Origin of the sequence: Streptomyces barkulensis (genome assembly GCF_002843305.1) — a bacterium.
In the GTDB taxonomy this organism is placed as follows: Bacteria; Actinomycetota; Actinomycetes; order Streptomycetales; family Streptomycetaceae; genus Streptomyces; species Streptomyces barkulensis.
Window position 1 is genome coordinate 78,420 of sequence record NZ_PGSG01000087.1, and the last position, 19,495, is coordinate 97,914.

Sequence of the window (19,495 nt, forward strand, 5' to 3'; positions counted from 1 at the left end):
CGGCGTCGGCGGCGTCAGCGGTGTCAGCGCCGAAGCCGCCGTCGGAGGTGATGACCTGGCCGGTGATCCAGGCCGCCTCGTCGGTGGCGAGCCAGGCGACCAGCCGGGCCGGGGCGTCCGGCCGTCCCCAGTGCCCGCCGGGGAAGAGGGCGGCGACGCAGGCACGGGTGTCGCCGGTGGCGTAGCCGGCCGTCACCCGGTTTTCGGCACCCGGTGGCGGACGGCGGAGCCGGAGCGGGTCTTGACCACCTCCAGCTGTGCCGGGATGCGCCGGCGCAGATCGGCGACGTGACTGACGATGCCGACGCTGCGGTCGCGTTCGCGCAGGGAGTCAAGGACGTCCAGCACCTCGTCCAGGGTCTGGTCGTCCAGGCTGCCGAACCCCTCGTCGATGAAGAGGGTGTCCAGGCGCAGCCCGCCCGCCTCCTCGCAGACCACGTCGGCCAGGCCGAGGGCGAGGGCGAGGGAGGCGAAGAAGGACTCGCCGCCCGAGAGGGTGGCGGTGTCGCGCTCGTTGCCCGTCCAGGCGTCGATCACGTGCAGGCCGAGCCCGGAGCGGCCTCGGCCGGAGGTGCGCGCGTCGGAGTGGACGAGGGTGTAGCGGCCCGCGGACATGTGCGCCAGGCGGGCGCTGGCCGCGGCGGCGACCTGCTCCAGACGGGCGGCCAGCACATAGGACTCCAGCCGCATCCGGTGCTCGTTCTGCGCCGACGTGCCGGCGGTGAGAGCCGCCAGCCGGGCTACGCGGTCGTACTCCTCGCGCAGCGGGGCGAGTTCCCGGGTGTCGGCCAGGGCATGGGCGGAGAGCCTGTCGAGCTGCTCGCAGCGGGTGCGGGCCTCGGCGTGGGCGGCGGAGGCGGCGTTCAGCCGTGCCACGGCCGCCGCCGACGCGGCCTCGGCCCCGGCGGTGCCGGCCGGTTCGGAACCGGCCGGTTCGAGGCACTCGGGTGTGAGGTCCTCGGGGGTGAGGTCCGCCAGTTCGGGGGCGGCCAGTTCGGCCGCGACGGCCGCCTCCTCGGCCTGCCACTCGTCGATGCGGCGTTGCAGCAGGCGCTGCTCGTCGCCGGTGAGCCGGGCGCCGGCGGCGGCCCGCGGGGTGTCGAACCCGGCGCGCCAGACGGCGTCCGCGAGCCGGGCGTCGGCCTCCTTCAGCCGCAGTGCGGCGGCCCCGGCGGCGGCCGCGGCCTCGGCGGCACCGGCCAGCCGCCGTGCCAGGCGCTCCAGTTCGGCCGCCCGGTGGGCGACGGAGGGGGCCTCCCCCCGGGCGCGGGCCACCTGCTCGGCCAGCTCGTCCCGCTCCCCCAGCAGCGCCTCGCGCCGGGAGACGCGGGAGGCGGTGCGCCGTTCGGTCTCCCGCCGGACGGCCAGGCGGGCGTCGTGCTCGCGGACGGCGCGCTCCAGGGCGGCTCGGGCGTCCCACACGCCGGAGGCCGCCTGCCGGGCGGCGGCATGGTCGTCCTCCAGCGCGGCGACCCGCTCGGCGAGTTCGGCCGCGGGCGTCCCGCCCGCCTCCTCGTCCGCCGCGGCCAGCCGGTCGCGTATGGACTCCAGCCGCTGCTCGGCCCGCCGCCGAAGGTCCTCCGCCCGCTGGTAGCCGGCCAGGGCGCTCTCCTCGGCGCTCCGGTCCGCGTGCCCGCTCCCGGGACGGGCCGGATCGGGGTGTTCGCGGGAGCCGCACACCGCGCACGGCTCACCCTCCTCCAGCCCGGCGGCGAGCTCGGCCGCGATACCGCGCAGGCGCCGCTCCTTGACCTCCAGCCAGTGCTCCTTGGCGGTCAGGGCCCGCTCGAGAGCGGCCGACAGTTCGGCGCCGGCCGCTTCCCGCTCGGCGGTGAGGACGTCGCGGCGGCGGGCGGCGTCCAGGGCGCGCCGCAGGCCGTCCAGCCGCCGGGCGAGCTGCTCGGCCAGGGGCGCGGCCTCCGCGGCGGCGTCCACGTTCCGCTGGTGGGCGGCGCGGGCGGCCTCCCACCCTTCCAGCCACTCCTCCGCCTCGCGCAGCGCTTCCTCGTCCGAACCCGACTCCCGCTCCAGCCGGGTGAGTTCGTCGTCGAGCCGGGCGACGCGCTCCTCGGCTCGCCGGGCGGCCTCCAGTGCGCCCAGCTCCCGGCGGGTGGCGCGTTCCAGGTCCGCCAGTCGCTCGGCGGGGGCCTGCGCCGCCTCGCCGGGCAGTCCGGCGCGGGCCCGCTCCTCGGCGTACGCGGCGTCGCGGCTCTCGGCCTCGGCCTCCTCGCGCAGGGCGAGGGCGGGGGCGACGGTGTCGGCGGCGCGGGCCCGCTCCAGCCGGGCGCGGTCGGCGCGGTGCTCCTCCTCCCGCGCGGCCAGCTCCCCGGCGCGCCGCCGGGCCTGCGCGTACCGCCTGCGCCGCCGTTCCAGCTCGCGCGCCTCGTCCAGCCGCCGCCGGGCGCCGGTGTGGGCCTCTTCGGCCAGGCGCAGGGCCGAGGCGGCGGCGTCCAGCCGTTCGCGGGCCAGGGCTCTGGCGGGCGCGGCCCACCCGAGTACGGCGTCGGCCAGGCCGAGGTCGCCGGGGGAGAGCTCGGCGAAGGGGTCGCCGTCCGCTCCGGTACCCGGCGCGGCGCCCGGTTCGGTGGCGTCTCCGGCCGCCTGCCGCATGCGGTGGGCCAGGGCGAGCAGCCGCTCGTCGCCGTCGCGCACCCGGCGCTGCGCGGCGGTGCGCAGCTCGGCCAGGTGCTGTTCGACGGCGGCGAAGCGGTGGGTGTCGAACAGGCGGCCCAGCAGTTTCGCGCGCTCCTCCGCGCCGGCCCGCAGAAAGCGCGCGAAGTCGCCCTGCGGCAGCAGCACCACCTGGCAGAACTGCTCGCGGCTCATGCCCAGCAACTGGGCCAGTTCCTCTCCGATCTCCTGGTGGGAGCGGCTGAGCGCCTTCCAGGTGCCGGCCGCGGCGTCGTACTCGCGCAGCCAGGACTGGGCCTTGTCGGTGGTCATGCCGGTGCCGCGCTTCTTGGGGCGCCGCTGCTCGGGCTGCCGGGTGATCTCCAGCCGCCGCCCGCCGACGGTCAGGTCCAAAACCACCTCGGTGCGGGTGCCGGGGTCGGCGTGGTCGCTGCGCAGCCTGGCGGGGCCGGAGGTCTGGCGGGCGCCGGGCACCCCGCCGTACAGGGCGTAGCAGACGGCGTCCAGCACGGAGGTCTTGCCCGCGCCGGTGGGTCCGTGCAGCAGGAACAGCCCGGCGGCGGACAGCTCGTCGAAGTCGATCTCCTGGGTGTCGCCGAAGGGCCCGAAGGCGGTGACGGCGAGCCGGTGCAGTCTCATCGGGGCGCCTCCGTGCGGGCCTCGTCGGCGCGTACGGCGTCCAGGGCCGCGCTCAGCAGGGCCCGTTCGTCTCCGTCGGGTTCCGCTCCGCCGCGGACGTGGGCGACGAAGTCCTCGGCGATCTCCTGGTCGGTGCGGTCGCGCAGCCGGCGCCCGTAGGAGGCGAGGGGACCCTGCTCGGTGCGCTCGGGGTCGAAGACGAGGGTGAGGACGTGGGGGAAGCGGGCGGCGAGCCGGGCCATCGGCTCGCGCGGGCGGACGGGGTCGGTGAGGGTGGCCTCGACCCAGGCCTGCTCGTGGCGCTCCAGCGCGGGGTCGGCGAGCAGTTCCTCCAGCGTCCCGCGGATACGCGCCAGCGGGCGCGGCACCGGGCAGTCGATCCGCTCGGCCGCCACCTCCCCGCGCGGCCCGAGGTCGACCAGCCACACCGACTTGCGGTGGTGGGTCTCGGAGAAGGAGTAGGCCAGCGGCGATCCGCAGTAGCGGATCCGCTCGGTGAGGGTCTGGCAGCCGTGGAGGTGGCCCAGCGCCGCGTAGTCGGCGCCCTCGAAGACGGAGGCCGGGACGGAGGCGACGCCGCCCACGGTGATGTCGCGCTCGCTGTCGGAGGGCTCGCCCCCGGTGACGAAGGCGTGGGCGAGGACGACCGAGCGGGTCCCGGCGGGGCGGGCGGCCAGGTCGGCGCGCACCCGGTCCATGGCGGCGCCCAGCACCGCCGCGTGCCCGGCCCGCTCCACCCCGAAGTGGTCCTTGACCAGGGCCGGCTCCAGGTAGGGCAGACCGTAGAACGCCACCTCGCCGTGGACGTCGGACAGCAGGACGGGGGTGGCGCAGCCGGCGGGGTCGGTGCGCAGATGGATGCCCGCCCGCTCGATGAGCCCGGCGGCCACCCCCAGCCGGCGGGCCGAGTCGTGGTTGCCGGAGATCATGACCGTCGGCACACCGAGGTCCGCCAGACGGTGCAGGGTGTCGTCGAAGAGTTCGACGGCGGCCAGCGGCGGCACCGCCCGGTCGTAGACGTCCCCGGCGACGAGGACGGCGTCGACGCGCTCGGTGCGCACCACCTCCACCAGGTGGTCGACGAAGGCCTCCTGGGCGGACAGCAGGCTCACCCGGTGGAAGCTCCGGCCCAGGTGCCAGTCGGAGGTGTGCAGCAGTCTCAAGATCCGGCTCCGCCCCGCAACGTCTGTCCCTCTCCTCGCCCCCGTCGGCCGCCCTCGGATTCTCGCATGATCCGTTCGGCGGAGTGCCCCGGACGGGCGAATCGGGCGGACCGGGGCGCCCGGCGGACCGGACGGCCGCACCCGGCTCGCGGGCGCGCTCGCGGCGCCGGGGAGCCCGCGGGGGCCGCCTGCCATGATGTGCTCCTTCGCGCTTGCTTGCGTGCTTGCGTGCTTCGAGTGGGGGATCCGAGTTGGGGGGAGAGACGGTGAGCCGGTTCCGTTACGCGGTGGGGGAGTTGGCGGCGGCGCAGAAGCCGGCCAAGGGGGTGTCGCTGTACTCGCGGTACGTCAACCGGCCCGCCGGCCGGTTACTGGCCGCCGCGGCCTACCGCGCGCGGATGTCGCCCAACCAGGTCACGGCGGTCAGCGCGGTGTTCACGTTCACGGGGGTGGCGCTGATCGCCCTGCTGCCGCCTTCCCACGGTCTGGCGCTGGGGGTGTTCGCCGCGCTGGTGACCGGCTTCGCGCTGGACTCGGCCGACGGGCAGCTCGCCCGGCTGACGCGGCGGGGCAGCCCGGCCGGGGAGTGGCTGGACCATGTGGTGGACTGCGCGAAGATGCTCGCGCTCCACACGGCGGTGCTTGTCTGCTTCCACCGTCACTTCGGATTCTCCGACCCGGTGTATCTGCTCATCCCGCTCGCCTTCCAGTTCGCCGCCGTGACGGTCTTCTTCGGCGGCGTCCTCACCGAGCAGCTGAAGCGGAACGCGGCGGGCTCCGGGGCAGGGGCGCCCGCGGCCTCCGCGCCCTCCGCGCTCCGCTCGGTGGCGCTGCTGCCGGTGGACTACGGGCTGTTGTGCGCGGTCTTCCTCTTCCTGGGCGACCGCGAGCTGTTCCTGGTGCTGTACTGCGCGCTGCTCGCCGCCCATCTGCTGTTCCTGCCGGCGTTCCTGGCCAAGTGGTACCGCGAGCTGTCGGCCCCCGCCCGCTGACCGGCCCGCGGGCCGGGCGGCACAAGGACCGGGCGGCACAAGGACCGGGCGGCACAAGGACCGAGTGAGGGCCGCCGGAGCGACGGCGCCGCGTCGCTCCGGCGGGCTCAGGCCGACTCGACCAGCCCGTCGAGCGCCCGCCGCAGCAGGGTGCTGGAGGTGTGGACGGTGTAGGGGAAGTACACGACCTCGACCCCGACACCGGCGAAGTCGCGCTCCAGCCTCTCCCCCTTTTCCGTACCCCGCCAGTCGTCGCCCTTGAAGATGACGTCGAAGCGCACCTGCCGCCAGGTCTCCAGCTTGTCGGGCACCGTCTCCACGAACGCGGCGTCCACGAAGCGGATGCTGCGTACGATCTCCAGCCGCTCGGTGAGCGGCACGACCGGCGACCTGCCCTTGGCCTGCCGGGCCATCTCGTCGGACACCACCCCGGCCACCAGGTAGTCGCAGCGGCTCCTGGCGTGCCGCAGGATGTTCAGGTGCCCGACGTGGAACAAGTCGTACACCCCGGGCGCGTAGCCAACTCGGTGCGTCATCCGCTCTCCTCGGCTCCTCGGCGTGCGGTCGGGTCAGCTGCCGGCTGTCACGTACACGGGGCCGTTGCGTCCCGAGAGGTTGGTGCCGTCGGTGACCTCCAGCGAGTAGCGGTGGGTGGCGCCGGGCTCCACGGTGTCGGTGTAGCCCATCATGGGCCGGTCCCAGTAGCGGGAGTCCTGCTCGATGGAGGTCAGGAGGACTCCGTCCCGGTAGAGCAGGTAGGTCAGGACCCCGTCGTCCCGGTCCCAGGAGGCCTTCCAGCTGAGCTCGATCTTCCCCCTGGCTCCGGTGGCGCCGCTCATCAGCGGCACCTGGGGCGCTCCGGTGTCCGGCCCGGCGGCGAAGCGGGTCAGCCCCTGCTGCGGTTCCTCGTTGACGGTGGTGAACTCCCCGCCCGTCCACAGGATCTCGTCGGCCATGACCATGGCGCGCGGGCCGATCTGCTCGCCGATGCCGTCGTTGGTGTCGGGGAACCACGGCAGGATCGTCTCGTCGGAGATCGACTGGGCCAGCAGGTGCTGGCGGTTGCGGTGTTCGGGGAAGCCGCCGGGGGTGTCGCCGCAGTTGTGCGCGTGCGAGCCGCTGTAGAGCACGCCCCGGTGGGGCACCACGGCCTGGGTGGCGCCCAGGCAGGTGTCCTTCCACAGCATCGCTCCGTCTGAGAGCCGTCCGGCCGCGCGGCCGTCGAAGACTCCGCCGCCGGTGCCCTCGGCGCCCAGATAGAAGTTGGTGCCGTCGTTGACCAGGGACTTCACCGCGGACTTGCGCGGGATCCAGCCGGTGAAGTGGTTGACGATCCGCCCGGTGGTCGCGTCCAGGCCGACCAGCGCGTGCACGCTGTTCAGGAGGCTGCCGTTGATGGAGGTGAACCGGCCGCCGATGATGACCTTGTTCAGGTGCGGGGCGGCGGTGATGGCGTTGACGCCGGGGATGGGGTCGTTGGAGATCGACGATCCCCGGACGGTGACGTTGAAGGGCAGCAGGGTGCTGTCGGGGGACAGGGCCGCGACGCGTTCGCGTGTCTGCCCCTGGACGGTGGTGAACTGGCCGCCGATGTAGACGGTGTCGTCGGTGACGTCGATGGCCCGCACGGTCGAGGAGACCACCGGCTTCCAGTCGGAGCCGATGGTGCAGTCGCCGGTGTTCAGGGCGGCGGTGTTGGAGCGTCCCACTCCCCCGGCGCTGCCGAAGGAGCCGCCGATGTAGAGCAGCGAGCCGTCGGGGGACGGCTTCAGGGCCCGTACGGTTTCCACACCTCCGGTGAACTCCGGTGCGCACGGGAGGGGCTCACCGGTCACCGCGTCGAAGGCGGCGAAGTTCTTCCGCGGCAGTTCGCCGGTGCCGGGCGCGGCCCCGGGCGGGCGGATGTGCTCGAAGGAGCCCCCCGCGTAGACGACGCCCCGTGCGTAGGCCAGGGCCCATACGATGCCGTCGGTCTGCCAGGTCTCCAGCGGATCGGCGGTCAGTGTGGTCTCTCCGGCGGCCTGGGCCGGGCCGGCCCCTAACGCCGTGGACGACAGGCCGAGCACAGCGGCGGCGAGCAGGGTCGTGACGGTTCTTCTGCGCATGGATTCCCCCCTGGAAACGCATGAGCGCGGACGGGACGAGCCGGGGTGGGGAGGGCGTCCGCGCCGGTCGGCGCACGCGGCGGCCACCCCTTGGTTCAGCTTGCTCGGCTTGCTCGGCGCGACTTCCCCTCGCTGCCCTTGCGCAGCGCCCGGAGGAACTCCCCCACCCCCAGCGGCACACGATAGCGCCACAGGGCCGCGCAGAACCCGCAGACGGCGAAAGCACCGCCCAGCACAGCGCCCCAGGGGGTGTCCCCCCACAGCAGGCGGGCGGCGAACGCCGGCGGCGCGACGGCGGCGACGGCCACGGCCGCGGCGTGGAGGTAGCCGCGGTCGGCGGTACGGAAGCCCAGCCGCCGCACCAGCAGCGCCGAGGCGGTGTTGTCCACCACGATCGCCAGCCCCCAGGCCAGGGCCGCCCCCGTCACCCCGTACCGAGGCACCAGCCAGATCCCGGCGCCGAGCTGGGCGGCGAAGCCCGCACCGGCCGTCGCCAGGTTCCAGGTGCTGCGGCCGGCCATGAGGACGACCGTCTGCGCGTTGCCGACCCCGACGTTGACCACGCAGGCCGCCGACAGCACCACCAGCGCGGCGGCGCCCTGGCCGAAGCCGGGCCCGAACAGGGAGAGCACGGTGGCGGGGAAGGCCGCGAGCAGCATGAACAGGGGCCAGGAGAACAGCACGATCCACCGGGTCGACAGCCGGTGCAGATGCTCCGCCTCCCGTTCCAGGCCGGCCGTCAGCAGTCTGCTGATCTGCGCGGCCACGGCGAGGCGTACCGCGAGCTGGAGCAGGGTGCCGGCGGTCACCAGCCGGCCGACGGCCGTGTAGATCCCGGCCTCGGCGCCGGTGCCCAGCGCCGACAGCAGGACCACCCCGATCCACACCGCGGCGATGTCGAAGACCGAGGACAGTGCGCGGGGGCCGGCGAAGGACCAGAACTCGCCCGGGGAGACGGGCCGCTTCTCCCCCGAACCGCCCGCACCGCCGCGGTGTGCCGCGCGGGAGCGGCGCAGCGAGATCCAGGCCGCCGCCGCGCCCAGCAGGGCGGGGGCCAGCCAGGCCGCGGACAGCGTGAGCACGCTCGGCGCGAACAGGACCAGGGGCAGCGCGAGCACCACCCGCAGTACGGGTTTGCCGATCTGCTCCACGCCCACGAAGGGGACCACCGAGCCGTATCCGCGGGTGGCTCCCAGCAGCACCAGGGAGACGGTCGCCACCGGCAGGAGGAGCGCGAACAGCCGCACCACCGCCAGGGCCTGCCCGGCGGGGAGGCCGGGCAGCAGCCAGGTCGCCGGGGCGGGCGAGAGGAACAGCAGCGCCGCGCACGCCGTGCTCGCCGCCAGGGCGGGCGGCACGGCGGTGCGCAGCAGCGCCGGTACGCCGGCCCCGCCGGTGAGTTCCAGGTCACGGGAGACGAAGCGCACCAGTGCGGTGTCGGCGCCCAGCTTGCAGGCGTTGCTCACGGTGGTGAACGCGGCGACGCCCGCGAAGACCGCGCCGGCCCCGTGCGCGCCGAGCCCGCGGGTGACGACGGCGACCAGGAGGAAGCCGAACAGCGCGTTGACGGCGGAGCCCGCGAAGCCGAACCAGCCGCCGCGCACGGTCGCGGCGACCCCCCGGGCGCGTGCCCCGGCCGCCGTGCCGCCGTGTGCGGCGGGCCGTGTGCCGGTCACGGGCGCGGGCCGGTGCCGTCGCCGGTGCGCCGGTACCGGCCGTACGAGCCGTAGGCGGTGTCCAACCGGGCGTCGGACGGCTCCGGTTCGAGCCGCTTGAGCGCCACGGTGTCCTCCCCCGTGCCGCCGGGGCCGGGACCGGTGCCGGGGCCGCCGCCCGTCCCGGCGTCCCCGGCGGGCGAGGCCGGTTCGGCGGGCTCGAAGGTCGCCGGGGGCGCGGCGGGAGAGGGATTCCGGCGGCGCCTGCGGCCGCCCTCGTACAGCACCGCGCCCAGGACGTGCCCGCCGACGGAGGTGACCAGGTCCCGCACCCGGTCCAGGTCGTCCCTGAGGGTGGTGTCCGGATCGCAGACCACCAGCACCCCGCGCGCCAGTCCGGCCACGGCCGTGCCGTCCGCGTGGGACAGCAGTGGCGCGGTGACGGCCACGACGTACTCGCCCCGCTCGGCGGCCCCGCTCAGCAGCCCGGTGAAACCGGGGGAGTTCAGTGCCCGTGCGGCGTCGGGCACCCGGCATCCGGGGACGAGTTCGAGGTATCCGGCGGTACCGGTGTCCACGGTGGCCCGCGCGCCGTCCGGCCAGCGGCCCGGCACGGGCTCGCGGACGGCGCCGCGCACGGGTAGTTCCCCGGCCAGGCGCGGCGTACGCGGGTCGGCCTCGACCAGCAGCACGTCGCGGCCTGTCTCGGCCAGGGCCGCGGCGAGGTTGACCGCGGCGGGCAGGGTCCCGGGGTGCTCCCGGGCGGAGACGACCAGCAGGCCGCCGGGCTCCGCCAGTCGCGGGTGGCGCAGCGTGCGCAGGGCGATCGTGCGGAACTCCTCGGCCCGCTCCCCGCCGCGGGACGGACCGACCTCCAGGATCCCCGCGCCGTCCCGCCGCCGCGGCAGGCTGCCGAGCACGGGCGCGCGCAGGGCGGTGCGCACCTCGCCGGCCGAGCGCGCCCGCGGATCCAGCAGGGAGCGGATCCAGGCGGCGAGCAGTCCGCCGGCCAGTCCGGCGACGGATCCGACCAGCACGAGCACCGCGATTCCGGGGCCGGAGGGCGCCTCGGGCGCCTCGCCCCTGCGCACCACGTCGCCGGGGGAGGTGTCCAGGGTCTTCAGTCCGGTGACGCGCCCCTGGAGGTCGGCTATGCGGGCGGCGAGGTTGGCGCGTTCGGACTCGGCGGTCTGCCGGGCGGACTCGGTGGACGCGCCGGCGATCTCCTCGTCCAGCTCCTCGCGCTGGTCGATCAGGGGCTGGAGTTCCTCGTTCAGCTCGGCGACGGTGTTGTCGATGCGCCGGACGACGGCTGCCTCGCGGTGGTCGAGGTAGGCGCGCACGAAGGCGTTGACGCGTTCGGCCGCCTCCCGCGGCGAGTCGGCCGTGTACTCGAACTCCAGGATCTGTGTGTCGGGGGGGTTGCTCACCCGCAGACCGCGCTGGAGCTGCGCCGGGTCGGCTCCCCCGCCCAGCTCCTCGGCGGCACGTCCGGCGACCGCGGCGCTCCGGGCGACCTGCCGCTCGGTGCCCATGCTGATCTGCTTGTCGGCCGAGACTCCGCCGGCCTCGAACGGCGCGGTGCTGATGGCCTGTACGACGACCTCGCCGGTGGCGGTGTAGTCCGCGCCGCCCGCGGTGGACACGGCCCCGCCGCAGGCGGCGCCCAGCAGCAGTCCGGCGGCGATGACGGCGCGATGGCGGAAGAGCCGGCGCATCTGGTCGCGGAGCTGGTCGGGCTCCCGCGAGGAGGGGTCGTAGGCGCTCACGTGCGTGCTTCTCCTGTGGAGGTGGTCGAGAAGGTGGTGCGGGTGCGGGTGCGGGACGCGGCGCCCGCGGGCACGGGGCCGGGCGCCGCCGCCGGGTCCGCCGACGGCTCGGAGGAGAGCTCGGAGGGGGGCTCGGAGGGGGGCTCGGAGCGGGGCTCGGAGGGGGGCTCGGAGTGCGGCCGTCCGGGCTCCGTCCGGCCCGGTCTCCCGGTGATCAGCACGGGCGTCAGGAGCAGCAGGGTCAGCGGTCCCATCACGAACAGCAGGCTGCCGCGCAGCAGGATGATCTGGTAGAAGCCGAACGCGGTCACGGCCAGGGCCGCGAGCGTACCGCCGTGTTCGCGCAGCCGGTGCCGTACGCCGTCGATCCGCCGCCCCGCCGCCCCGAACAGGGCGAAGACCGCGGCGACCCCGGGAAGGCCGGCCCACATGTAGCTCTCGATCCACAGCGGCGCGGAGAGGTTCTCGAAGGAGTAGCCGGCGTGCCGGGCCAGGGCGACGCCCGCGTCGTCGGGCTTGCCGGGCCACAGGGCGCGCGGCACGAAGAACAGCGGCGGCCCGAGCGCGTCCCGCATCCGGTGGCCGTTCTCCCGCACGTGGTCGACGCCGGTGGCGATCTGCTGGAAGGCGTCGTAGTCGCCGTTGGAGGTGAACTGCTCGGCGAGTGAGACGACCTCGACCGGCTCGCGCCTGTCGTGGCGGAAGTAGTCGCTGTAGGGGAACACCAGGAGCACCACGGCGGTGACGGTGGCCGCCCCCGCCCGGAAGGCCCGCGGCCGGCGCAGCGCGGGAGCGGCGAAGAGAAGCGTCAGCAGCACCGTCCCGGCCCAGAAACGCGGCTGGCTGACGGGGTTGTTCACCACGGCGTTCACCGCGACCAGCACGGGCAGCAGGATCCACCGCACCCCGCGCAGGGTCCGGTCGCCGCCCGGCGTGCGGGGCACGTACAGCAGCGCCAGAAGCGCCCAGAAGGCCGGCACCGACAGGCTCCAGGCGGCCAGGGCCTGGTCCGCGGCCCCGCCCGGATCCCCCTGCGCGGTGGCCTCGTTGACGGCCTGGCGGCTCTGGAAGAACGCCGCCGGGCCGCCCTGGGCGGGGACCAGCACGGCCGCCAGCGCCAGGGACAGTCCGCACAGCAGCAGGGTGCGCACGGGGGTGATCCGGCGGGCGAGCAGCGGCTCGAGTACGGGTGAGGTGCGCGGCGTCCGCCGCCCGGCCAGCGCCGATCCGGCGCTGTGGGCGAGCAGTCCGGTCTCCACCAGGGCCGCCGAGGTGAAGGCGGTGCCGGCGTCGACGGCGAAGCCCCAGGGGTAGGAGTCGGTGGCCAGCATGGCCAGTGGCGCCAGACCCAGCCAGACGTAGCAGAAGAGCCAGAAGCCGAAGCCGACCACCCTTACCAGGGGGTCGGTCAGCACCCGCGCCAGCGCCCCTCCGGTGTGGGCCACCACCACGCACTGCACCGCGAACGCGGCGCCGGTGTGCACGTCCTGCCCGTACAGCACCAGGGCGGGCAGCAGCAGGACGAGTAGAACGGTGCACAGGCACAGCGCGGGGACGCTGCGCCGCCCGGCCCGCTCCACCTCCGGGGACGGTTCCCTCACGGGCATGACCCGTTCTCCTCCTCCCGTTCCGCGCCGGCCCCGGTCCGGGGCGGCACGGGCGGGTTCTCGCGCTCGGTCGGGGATGGACTGATCGAATTCACTATGCTTATCGGCTTTTCTGGTGTTCTGACAGCAGATGAGGCCGTATACGCCTACGATGACCGCGTCTTCGAAGGGGGGACGGCTGTGCTGGACTCGTTCGCGGGCCGCCGCGTGCTCGTGGTCTCGACCAACTACGCGCCGGAGCACGCCGGCATCGGGCCGTACTCGGCGCAGATCGCCGAGCACCTGGCCGCGCTGGGCGCCGACACCCATGTGCTCGCCGGGATGCCGCACTACCCGGCGTGGCGGGTGCACGAGGAGTACCGCGGCAGGTGGCGGGTGCGCGAAGTACTCGAGGGCGTCACCGTCCACCGCCGCAGGCACACCGTGCCGCGGCGGCAGACGGCGCTGCGCCGGGGGCTTTTCGAGGCCGGAGTCCTGGCGCACGGTGTCGTGGCGCCGCCGCGCGTCCGCCCGGACGTGGTGCTCTCCCAGATGCCCAGCCTGGCCGGAGGGGTGCTCGGCGCCCGTATCGCCCGGCGCGCCGGGGCGCCGCACGCGGTGGTCGTCCAGGACCTGATGGGCGCGGCGGCCGGGCAGAGCGGGATGAGCGGCGGCGGCCGGGTCGCCTCGTTCGCCGGGGCCGTGGAGGGCCGGGTGCTGCGCTCGGCGGCGCTGGTGGGGGTGGTGCACGAGTCGTTCGCCGACCGGGTGGCTGCCATGGGCGTGCCGCGCGAGCGGGTGCGGGTGGTGCCCAACTGGACGCATGTGCGCGCCCCCGGCGGCGACCGCGCGCGGACCAGGGCCCGGCTGGGCTGGCCCGAGGACACCACCGTGGTGCTGCACTCGGGGAACATGGGTCTCAAGCAGGGGCTGGAGGTGCTGGTGGAGACCGCCCGTCTCGCCGGCCGGGACGGCGCCCCGGCCGGCGGGACGGGCGGCGGGACGGGCGGCACGGTGCGGGTGGTGCTGATGGGCGAGGGACATCGGCGCGGGTATCTGCGGGAGCTGGCCCGGGGGGTGGGGTCGCTGGACTTCCTCCCGCCCGCGGACGCGGAGGAGTTCCCCGAGATCCTGGCCGCGGCGGACGTACTGGCCGTCACCCAGCGGGCGTCGGTGCTGGACATGAGCCTGCCGTCCAAGCTGACCTCGTACTTCGCGGCCGGACGCCCGGTGGTCGCGTCCGTCGCGGCCGGCAGCGGCACCGCGCGGGAGGTCGAGCGCTCCGGCGCCGGGGTGGTGGTGCCCGCGGAGGACCCCAAGGCCCTGCTGGAGGCGGTCCGCCGGCTGGCCGGCGATCCCGGCGAGTGCGCGGAACTGGGCGCGCGGGGGCGCGAGTACGTCGAGCGGCGGCTGAGCCGCCGGGCCGGTCTGGAGCGGATCACCACCCTGCTGCGGGAGGCCTCGGCCGCCGGATGACAGGCGGGCGCGGCACGCGGGCACGGGGCGGTCCGGGGGAACCGTACGGCCTGGGGGCGGTGCGGGCCGCACGCGGCGCCTCACCGCGCTCCGGGCCGGACGGCGCGGGCGGCGGCCCCGTACAGCTGCTCCAGCCGGTCGGCCACGGCCGCCGCCGAGAACCGCTCCCGCACCGCCGCGCGGCCCGCCGCGGCGGTGCGCTCGTGCAGCGACCGGTCCTCCAGCAGGCTCAGCACCGCGTCGGCCAGCGCCCCGGGGGAACCGTCGGTGACCAGCGCGGCTCCGCGCCGCTCCAGTTCGGCGGCGATCCCGCAGCTGTCGGTGCAGACCACGGGGGTGCCCGCGGCCAGCGCCTCCAGCACGCTCATCGGGAACGGCTCGTCCACGCTGGGCAGGACGTACACGGTGGCGCGGGCGATGCGCCGCACAGCGGCGGCGTGGTCCAGCGGTCCGCCGTACTCCACCGCCTCCTCGAGCCCCTCCTCGGCGATCAGTCGGCGCACCGGGGCCAGCCGGCCCTCGTCGGCCCCGTGCAGGGTGAAGCAGGCCCCGGGGTGCCCGGCGCGCACCAGCGCGGCCATGCGCACGAACGCCTCGGGGCGCTTGCGCCGGTGGAGCCGGGCGAGGAAGAGCACGTCCGCCCCGTCCGGCGGGCCCTCCGGCTCGCCTTCCCCTTCCTCCGGCGGCCTCACGCCGTTGGGCAGCCGTACCGTCGGCGGGCCGCCCGGCCGCAGCACCCTGCGCAGCCCGGTCTCCTCGGCCTCGGTGAGCACCAGCGCGGCGCGCGCCCTGCGCAGCAGGGGCACATAGCAGCGGTCGAAGAGGCGGACGGCGGCCGAGCGGCGCGGCTGGACCATGCCGTGGGTCTGGACGACGAAGGGGCGGCGGCGCAGTACGGCGGCGGCCAGCGCCGCGAGGGAGACCAGGTCGCGTCCGGCGTGGACGTGCAGTACGTCGGCCCGGCCCGCCAGCCGCCACAGGGTGAGGGCCAGCCGGGGGTGGAACAGGCCGAGGAACCCCTGGCCGGGCACCAGCGTGCGGGCCCGGTGGGCGCGCAGCGGCACACCGTCCAGGGTGCGCGGCGGCGCGGCGCGGCCGCGCCACAGGGAGACCAGTGCGACCTCGTGGCCGCGTGCGGCGAGCTCGGCCAGCTGTCCGGTGGCCACGCTCACCGGGCCGCCGTAGGCCCCGTCGTCGCCGGTGAGGGTGACGGTGTGGACGATCCTCATCGCGCGCCTCCGGCGGTGAGCACGGCTTCCGGCGCGAGATCGCGGTGGGCGACCGCCCCGGCCCCGACCACCGCGCCCGCGCCGACGGTGACGCCGCGCAGCACCATGGCCCGGGCGGCCACCCAGCAGCCTCGCTCCAGGCGGACGGGGGCGTTGTCGAACTCGAAGGTGGGCGAGTGCCGCTGGTGGCTGCCGGTGCACAGCACCGCCTCCTGGGAGACGCAGACGTCGCTTTCGACGGTGATGGGCTCCAGGTTGATCAGCCAGGCGCCCTCGCCGATCCACACGTCGTCGCCGACGGCCAGCTTCCAGGGCCACTGCACGCGCACCCGGTGCCGGATCAGGACCCGCTCCCCCACGCGCGCGCCGAAGGCCCGCAGCAGGGCCGGGCGCCAGCGCGGCGGGAACCACCACTTGACGAAGAGCAGGTTGAGCGCAGCGAACCAGGCGGCCTGGACCAGCAGGCCGCGCTGTTTGTCGTAGCCGGCGCCGGTGAAGCCGCGCAGCCGGCGCCCGGCGGCCGGGGCGCTCAACGGTCCACCCGCACACGGCGGCCGGACAGTTCGGCCTCCAGCTGCGCCACGTCGGCCTCGACCATGATCCGGGCCAGCTCGTCGTAGTGCACCCTGGGGGACCAGTCCAGCAGCTTCTGCGCCTTGGAGGCGTCCCCGATCAGGGCGTCCACCTCGGTGGGACGCTCGTACTTGGGGTCGAAGCGCACATGGCGCTCCCAGTCCAGCCCCGCGGCGCCGAAGGCTGCGGTGAGGAAGTCGCGGACGGTCGCGGCCACCCCGGTGGCCACCACGTAGTCGTCGGGCTCGTCGCGCTGGAGCATGCGCCACATGGCCTCGACGTACTCGGGCGCGTAGCCCCAGTCGCGGACGGCGTCGAGGTTGCCCAGGTAGAGGTGCTCCTGCAGACCGGCGCGGATACGGGCGACGGCGCGGGTGATCTTGCGGGTGACGAAGGTCTCGCCGCGGCGCGGGCTCTCGTGGTTGAAGAGGATGCCGTTGACGGCGTGGAGGCCGTACGCCTCCCGGTAGTTGACGGTGGCCCAGTACGCCATCACCTTGGCGCAGCCGTACGGGCTGCGCGGATGGAAGGGCGTGGTCTCGTTCTGCGGTGGCGGGGTGGAGCCGAACATCTCCGAGGAGGAGGCCTGGTACAACCTGGTCTCCACACCGCCGGCCCGGATCGCCTCCAGCAGCCGTAAGGCGCCGAGCCCGGTCACCTCGCCGGTGTACAGGGGCGCGTCGAAGGAGACGCGGACGTGCGACTGGGCCCCCAGGTTGTACACCTCGTCCGGCCGGATGTCGCGCAGCAGGTTCACCAGCGCCACCCCGTCGGCGAGGTCGGCGTGGTGCAGGACGAGCCGGCGGCCGGGGGTGTGCGGGTCCTGGTAGATGTGGTCGATGCGCTCGGTGTTGAAGCTGGACGAGCGTCTCATCAGGCCGTGCACGGTGTAGCCCTTGTCCAGCAGCAGTTCGGCCAGATAGGAGCCGTCCTGCCCGGTGATGCCCGTGATCACAGCGGTACGCGGCATGGTGTTCCCCCCACAGGTGGTCTGGTGCCGGCCCGTGTCCGGCCGGGCGCCGGGGCGAGACGGGCTCCCGGCGGCAACTGATGGTATTTCAGCGGAAGCCGGGAGAAAGCAAGCCTTTCCCTGACAGAATGCGCGCCATGGACGATCTGCTGCCCCCGCCCGCCCGCGTCTTCGTCGCGGGACACCGCGGCCTGGTCGGCTCCGCCGTCGCCCGGCGCCTGTCCGCCCGGGGCTACGAGGTGCTGACCCGCACCCGCGCCGAACTCGACCTGCGCGACGGCGCGGCCACCGCCGCGTATCTGCGCGACGTCCGGCCCGACGCCGTGGTCCTGGCCGCCGCGAAGGTGGGCGGGATCATGGCCAACAGCACCTTCCCCGTGCAGTTCCTGGAGGACAACCTCCGCATCCAGCTCGGCGTGATCGGCGGCGCCCACGCCGCCGGGGTACGCCGGCTGCTCTTCCTCGGGTCGAGCTGCATCTACCCCAAGCACGCCGAACAGCCGATCACCGAGAGCGCCCTGCTGACCGGCCCGCTGGAGCCGACGAACCAGGCGTACGCCGTCGCCAAGATCGCCGGCATCGTTCAGGTCCAGTCCTACCGGCGGCAGTTCGGCGCCTCCTACATATCGGCGATGCCCACCAACCTCTACGGGCCCGGCGACAACTTCGACCCCGAGACCTCGCACGTCCTGCCCGCGCTCATCCGCCGCTTCCACGAGGCGCGCGAGAAGGGCGCGAAGGAGGTGGTGCTGTGGGGCACCGGCAGCCCCCGCCGCGAGTTCCTGCACGTGGACGATCTGGCCGCCGCCTGCGAGGTGCTGCTGCGCCGCTACGACGGTGACGAGCCGGTCAACGTCGGCTGCGGCGAGGACCTGACGATCCGCGAACTGGCCGAGCTGGTCGCCTCGGTGGTGGGTTACCAGGGCCGGATCGCCTTCGACCCCGCCAAGCCGGACGGCACCCCGCGCAAGCTGCTCGACGTCGGCCGGATGAGGGCGCTGGGCTGGTCCCCCTCGATCGGCCTGGCCGAGGGGATCGCCGCCACCCACCGCGCCTGGCGCGGGGCGGCCGAGCCGCTCTGATCCGGCCGCCCCGCCCGCCCCGGCGTCCGCCCGGCCGTTCCCGGGGCGTGTCGCGGAAGTCCCGTCCGCGGGGCGGCGCCAGGCGCGCGCCCTAGTACGCGCCACGGGCGCTCACCACGGCGCGGAAGGTGCGGGCCAGGACACCGAAGTCCCCGGCGTAGGACCAGTTGTCCACGTACCTCAGATCGAGCGCGACGGTCTCGTCCCACGACAGGTCGGACCGTCCGCTGACCTGCCACAGCCCCGTGATCCCCGGCTTGACCGACAGTCTGCGCAGCTCGGTGTCGTCATAGCGCTCCACCTCCTCGGGCAGCGGCGGGCGCGGTCCCACCAGCGACATGTGGCCGGCCAGCACGTTGAACAGCTGGGGCAGCTCGTCCAGGGAGTAGTGGCGCAGAAAGCGGCCCAGCCGGGTGACCCGGGGGTCCTCGCGGATCTTGAACATCGCCCCGTCGTGCTCGTTCGCCGCCTCCAGCGCCGGGCGCATCCGGTCGGCGGCCTCCACCATCGTGCGGAACTTCCACATCGGAAACGGCCGCCGCCCCTGTCCGACGCGGAGCTGCCGGTAGATCACCGGCCCCGGCGACGACAGACGCACCGCCGCCGCCACGCCCAGCAGGACGGGCGAGAGCACCACGGCCAGCAGCAGCGCGCCCACCCGGTCGGTGATCCGCTTGAGCAGTACCGGCAGTCCCCGCCGGGGCGCCGGCTCCACATGGAGCACGGTCATCCCCGCGGCCCGGGTCAGCCGCAGCCTGCGCCGCGAGACGTCGACGAGGCCGGGCACGACGGCCAGACTCCGGCCGTCGTCGTGCAGGGCCCAGGCCAGCCGGCGCAGCCCCTCGGCCGTCGTCCACCGTCCGGGGACGGCGAAGACCGTGTCGGCGTCGAGTTCCGCCGCGCGTTCGAGGACGGTGGCGGTGCCCACCGTTCCCTCGGCCTTCCCGGCGTCCCCGGGCCCCCCGGGCACACAGCCGCCGACCACCACGTACTCGCCGTCGGTACGGACACCCATCCGGGCCGTCAGACCGTCCGCGGCCCCCGCCTCCCCCACCACCAGCACCCGCCGCAGCCCCCGCGCCCGGCGCCGCCGTGCCAGGGTGCGCCGGTAGGCCAGTCTGCGGTGGGCGGCGGTCAGCGCCAGGCAGGGAAGGAGCGCGGGCAGCCACGCTCCGGCCGACACCTCCAGCCGCGCCGCCACGCACACCGCGGCGAGCAGGCCCAGCATCGCCAGCCAGTCGCGGAACACCGGCAGCACGGCTCCGCTCTCCCCCGCCTCCTGTGCCGCGTAGCGCCCCCTCAGCGCCGCGATCAGCGGCCACGCGGCGCCGACGACCGCGGCGGCCGGCAGCGGGCCCGGCCCTCCCCCCGCGGCGCCCAGCGCACCGGCCGGCAGCGCGGCGCCGAGCAGGTCCACCGCCAGAGCCGGTGGAATGCGCCGGCCGGCCCCCGGTCTCTCCCTCGTCCTGCGCTTCCCGTCCCGCGCGCGAACGCGCAACGGCTCGGTTAAGTGCGCGGGCGCTTCGGCGACCCGCGTTCCGGCAGCCTCGAACAAGGCCCTGCCCCCCTACTCGGTCGGCGTCCCCTTCCCCCGCTCGGCCGGCTGGTGCCAGCTTTGCATTCGC

14 protein-coding genes and 1 pseudogene are annotated in these 19,495 nt (G+C 75.2%); 3 read left to right on the forward strand and 12 right to left on the reverse strand.

Going from position 1 to position 19,495, the window contains the following annotated elements; genetic code table 11:
* Positions 1-31: 31 nt before the first annotated feature.
* The 3 genes and pseudogenes from CUT83_RS31720 to CUT83_RS16000 all read right to left on the reverse strand — a co-directional run.
* Positions 32-196 (reverse strand): annotated as a pseudogene (locus tag CUT83_RS31720) (SDR family oxidoreductase); the annotation flags it as partial.
* Positions 193-3,270, reverse strand: coding sequence for an AAA family ATPase (locus CUT83_RS15995; protein WP_101256513.1), 3,078 nt, complete (start codon positions 3,268-3,270; stop codon positions 193-195). The pseudogene CUT83_RS31720 and the gene CUT83_RS15995, both read right to left, overlap by 4 nt.
* A complete protein-coding gene (locus tag CUT83_RS16000) occupies positions 3,267-4,433 on the reverse strand; it encodes an exonuclease SbcCD subunit D (RefSeq protein WP_101256514.1) in 1,167 nt (388 codons plus the stop codon). The genes CUT83_RS15995 and CUT83_RS16000 overlap by 4 nt, the downstream gene beginning before the upstream one ends.
* A 266-nt stretch (positions 4,434-4,699) precedes the next feature.
* On the opposite strand from CUT83_RS16000, the gene CUT83_RS16005 reads away from it, so the two are divergent.
* Positions 4,700-5,425 (forward strand): CDP-alcohol phosphatidyltransferase family protein, encoded by a 726-nt coding sequence (locus CUT83_RS16005; protein WP_101256515.1) that lies wholly within the window; start codon positions 4,700-4,702, stop codon positions 5,423-5,425.
* 107 nt (positions 5,426-5,532) lie between these two features.
* On the opposite strand, the gene CUT83_RS16010 is transcribed toward CUT83_RS16005, so the two are convergent.
* The 5 genes from CUT83_RS16010 to CUT83_RS16030 form a co-directional block, all read right to left on the reverse strand.
* A complete protein-coding gene (locus tag CUT83_RS16010; RefSeq protein ID WP_101256516.1) occupies positions 5,533-5,961 on the reverse strand; it encodes an FAD synthase family protein in 429 nt (142 codons plus the stop codon).
* Between the two features lie 33 nt (positions 5,962-5,994).
* Positions 5,995-7,530, reverse strand: a complete 1,536-nt coding sequence (locus CUT83_RS16015; protein WP_101256517.1) for a hypothetical protein — start codon at positions 7,528-7,530, stop codon at positions 5,995-5,997.
* Positions 7,531-7,625: 95 nt separating this feature from the next.
* Positions 7,626-9,206 (reverse strand): lipopolysaccharide biosynthesis protein, encoded by a 1,581-nt coding sequence (locus CUT83_RS16020; protein WP_240958415.1) that lies wholly within the window; start codon positions 9,204-9,206, stop codon positions 7,626-7,628.
* Positions 9,203-10,954 carry a lipopolysaccharide biosynthesis protein gene (locus CUT83_RS16025; protein ID WP_101256518.1) on the reverse strand — a complete coding sequence of 584 codons (1,752 nt, stop codon included), beginning with the start codon at positions 10,952-10,954 and terminating at the stop codon, positions 9,203-9,205. Before CUT83_RS16025 ends, CUT83_RS16020 begins: the two co-directional genes overlap by 4 nt.
* The gene (locus tag CUT83_RS16030) at positions 10,951-12,561 is read right to left on the reverse strand and encodes a hypothetical protein (protein WP_194074712.1); all 1,611 of its coding nucleotides are present in this window, start codon (positions 12,559-12,561) and stop codon (positions 10,951-10,953) included. The genes CUT83_RS16025 and CUT83_RS16030 overlap by 4 nt, the downstream gene beginning before the upstream one ends.
* Before the next feature lie 183 nt (positions 12,562-12,744).
* Here CUT83_RS16030 and CUT83_RS16035 point away from each other — a divergent pair, with 183 nt between their 5' ends.
* Positions 12,745-14,016 (forward strand): glycosyltransferase, encoded by a 1,272-nt coding sequence (locus CUT83_RS16035; protein ID WP_241524804.1) that lies wholly within the window; start codon positions 12,745-12,747, stop codon positions 14,014-14,016.
* Between the two features lie 80 nt (positions 14,017-14,096).
* Here CUT83_RS16035 and CUT83_RS16040 read toward each other — a convergent pair whose 3' ends face one another.
* The 3 genes from CUT83_RS16040 to gmd are packed head-to-tail and all read right to left on the reverse strand — an operon-like array spanning position 14,097 to position 16,788.
* The gene (locus CUT83_RS16040; protein WP_101256520.1) at positions 14,097-15,245 is read right to left on the reverse strand and encodes a glycosyltransferase; all 1,149 of its coding nucleotides are present in this window, start codon (positions 15,243-15,245) and stop codon (positions 14,097-14,099) included.
* On the reverse strand, positions 15,242-15,778 hold the full coding sequence (locus CUT83_RS16045) for an LbetaH domain-containing protein (RefSeq protein WP_101256521.1): 537 nt from the start codon (positions 15,776-15,778) through the stop codon (positions 15,242-15,244). The genes CUT83_RS16040 and CUT83_RS16045 overlap by 4 nt, the downstream gene beginning before the upstream one ends.
* Entirely contained in the window at positions 15,775-16,788 is a 1,014-nt protein-coding gene (gene gmd, locus CUT83_RS16050) for a GDP-mannose 4,6-dehydratase (RefSeq protein ID WP_101256522.1), read from the reverse strand. The genes CUT83_RS16045 and gmd overlap by 4 nt, the downstream gene beginning before the upstream one ends.
* 137 nt (positions 16,789-16,925) lie before the next feature.
* On the opposite strand from gmd, the gene CUT83_RS16055 reads away from it, so the two are divergent.
* Positions 16,926-17,870, forward strand: a complete 945-nt coding sequence (locus CUT83_RS16055) for a GDP-L-fucose synthase family protein (RefSeq protein ID WP_173915085.1) — start codon at positions 16,926-16,928, stop codon at positions 17,868-17,870.
* A 91-nt stretch (positions 17,871-17,961) separates the two neighbouring features.
* Here the strand turns inward: CUT83_RS16055 and CUT83_RS16060 are convergent, their stop codons facing one another.
* Positions 17,962-19,287, reverse strand: coding sequence for a sugar transferase (locus CUT83_RS16060; RefSeq protein WP_240958418.1), 1,326 nt, complete (start codon positions 19,285-19,287; stop codon positions 17,962-17,964).
* Positions 19,288-19,495 lie beyond the last annotated feature (208 nt).

Excerpts from the sequence above, each read along its gene's own strand:
- CUT83_RS16055 (WP_173915085.1), top strand. The coding sequence starts at position 16,926 with ATGGACGATCTGCTGCCCCCGCCCGCCCGCGTCTTCGTCGCGGGACAC.
- CUT83_RS16010 (WP_101256516.1), bottom strand. The coding sequence starts at position 5,961 with ATGACGCACCGAGTTGGCTACGCGCCCGGGGTGTACGACTTGTTCCAC.
- CUT83_RS16015 (WP_101256517.1), bottom strand. The coding sequence starts at position 7,530 with ATGCGCAGAAGAACCGTCACGACCCTGCTCGCCGCCGCTGTGCTCGGC.
- CUT83_RS16030 (WP_194074712.1), bottom strand. The coding sequence starts at position 12,561 with ATGCCCGTGAGGGAACCGTCCCCGGAGGTGGAGCGGGCCGGGCGGCGC.
- CUT83_RS15995 (WP_101256513.1), bottom strand. The coding sequence starts at position 3,270 with ATGAGACTGCACCGGCTCGCCGTCACCGCCTTCGGGCCCTTCGGCGAC.
- CUT83_RS16040 (WP_101256520.1), bottom strand. The coding sequence starts at position 15,245 with ATGAGGATCGTCCACACCGTCACCCTCACCGGCGACGACGGGGCCTAC.
- gmd (WP_101256522.1), bottom strand. The coding sequence starts at position 16,788 with ATGCCGCGTACCGCTGTGATCACGGGCATCACCGGGCAGGACGGCTCC.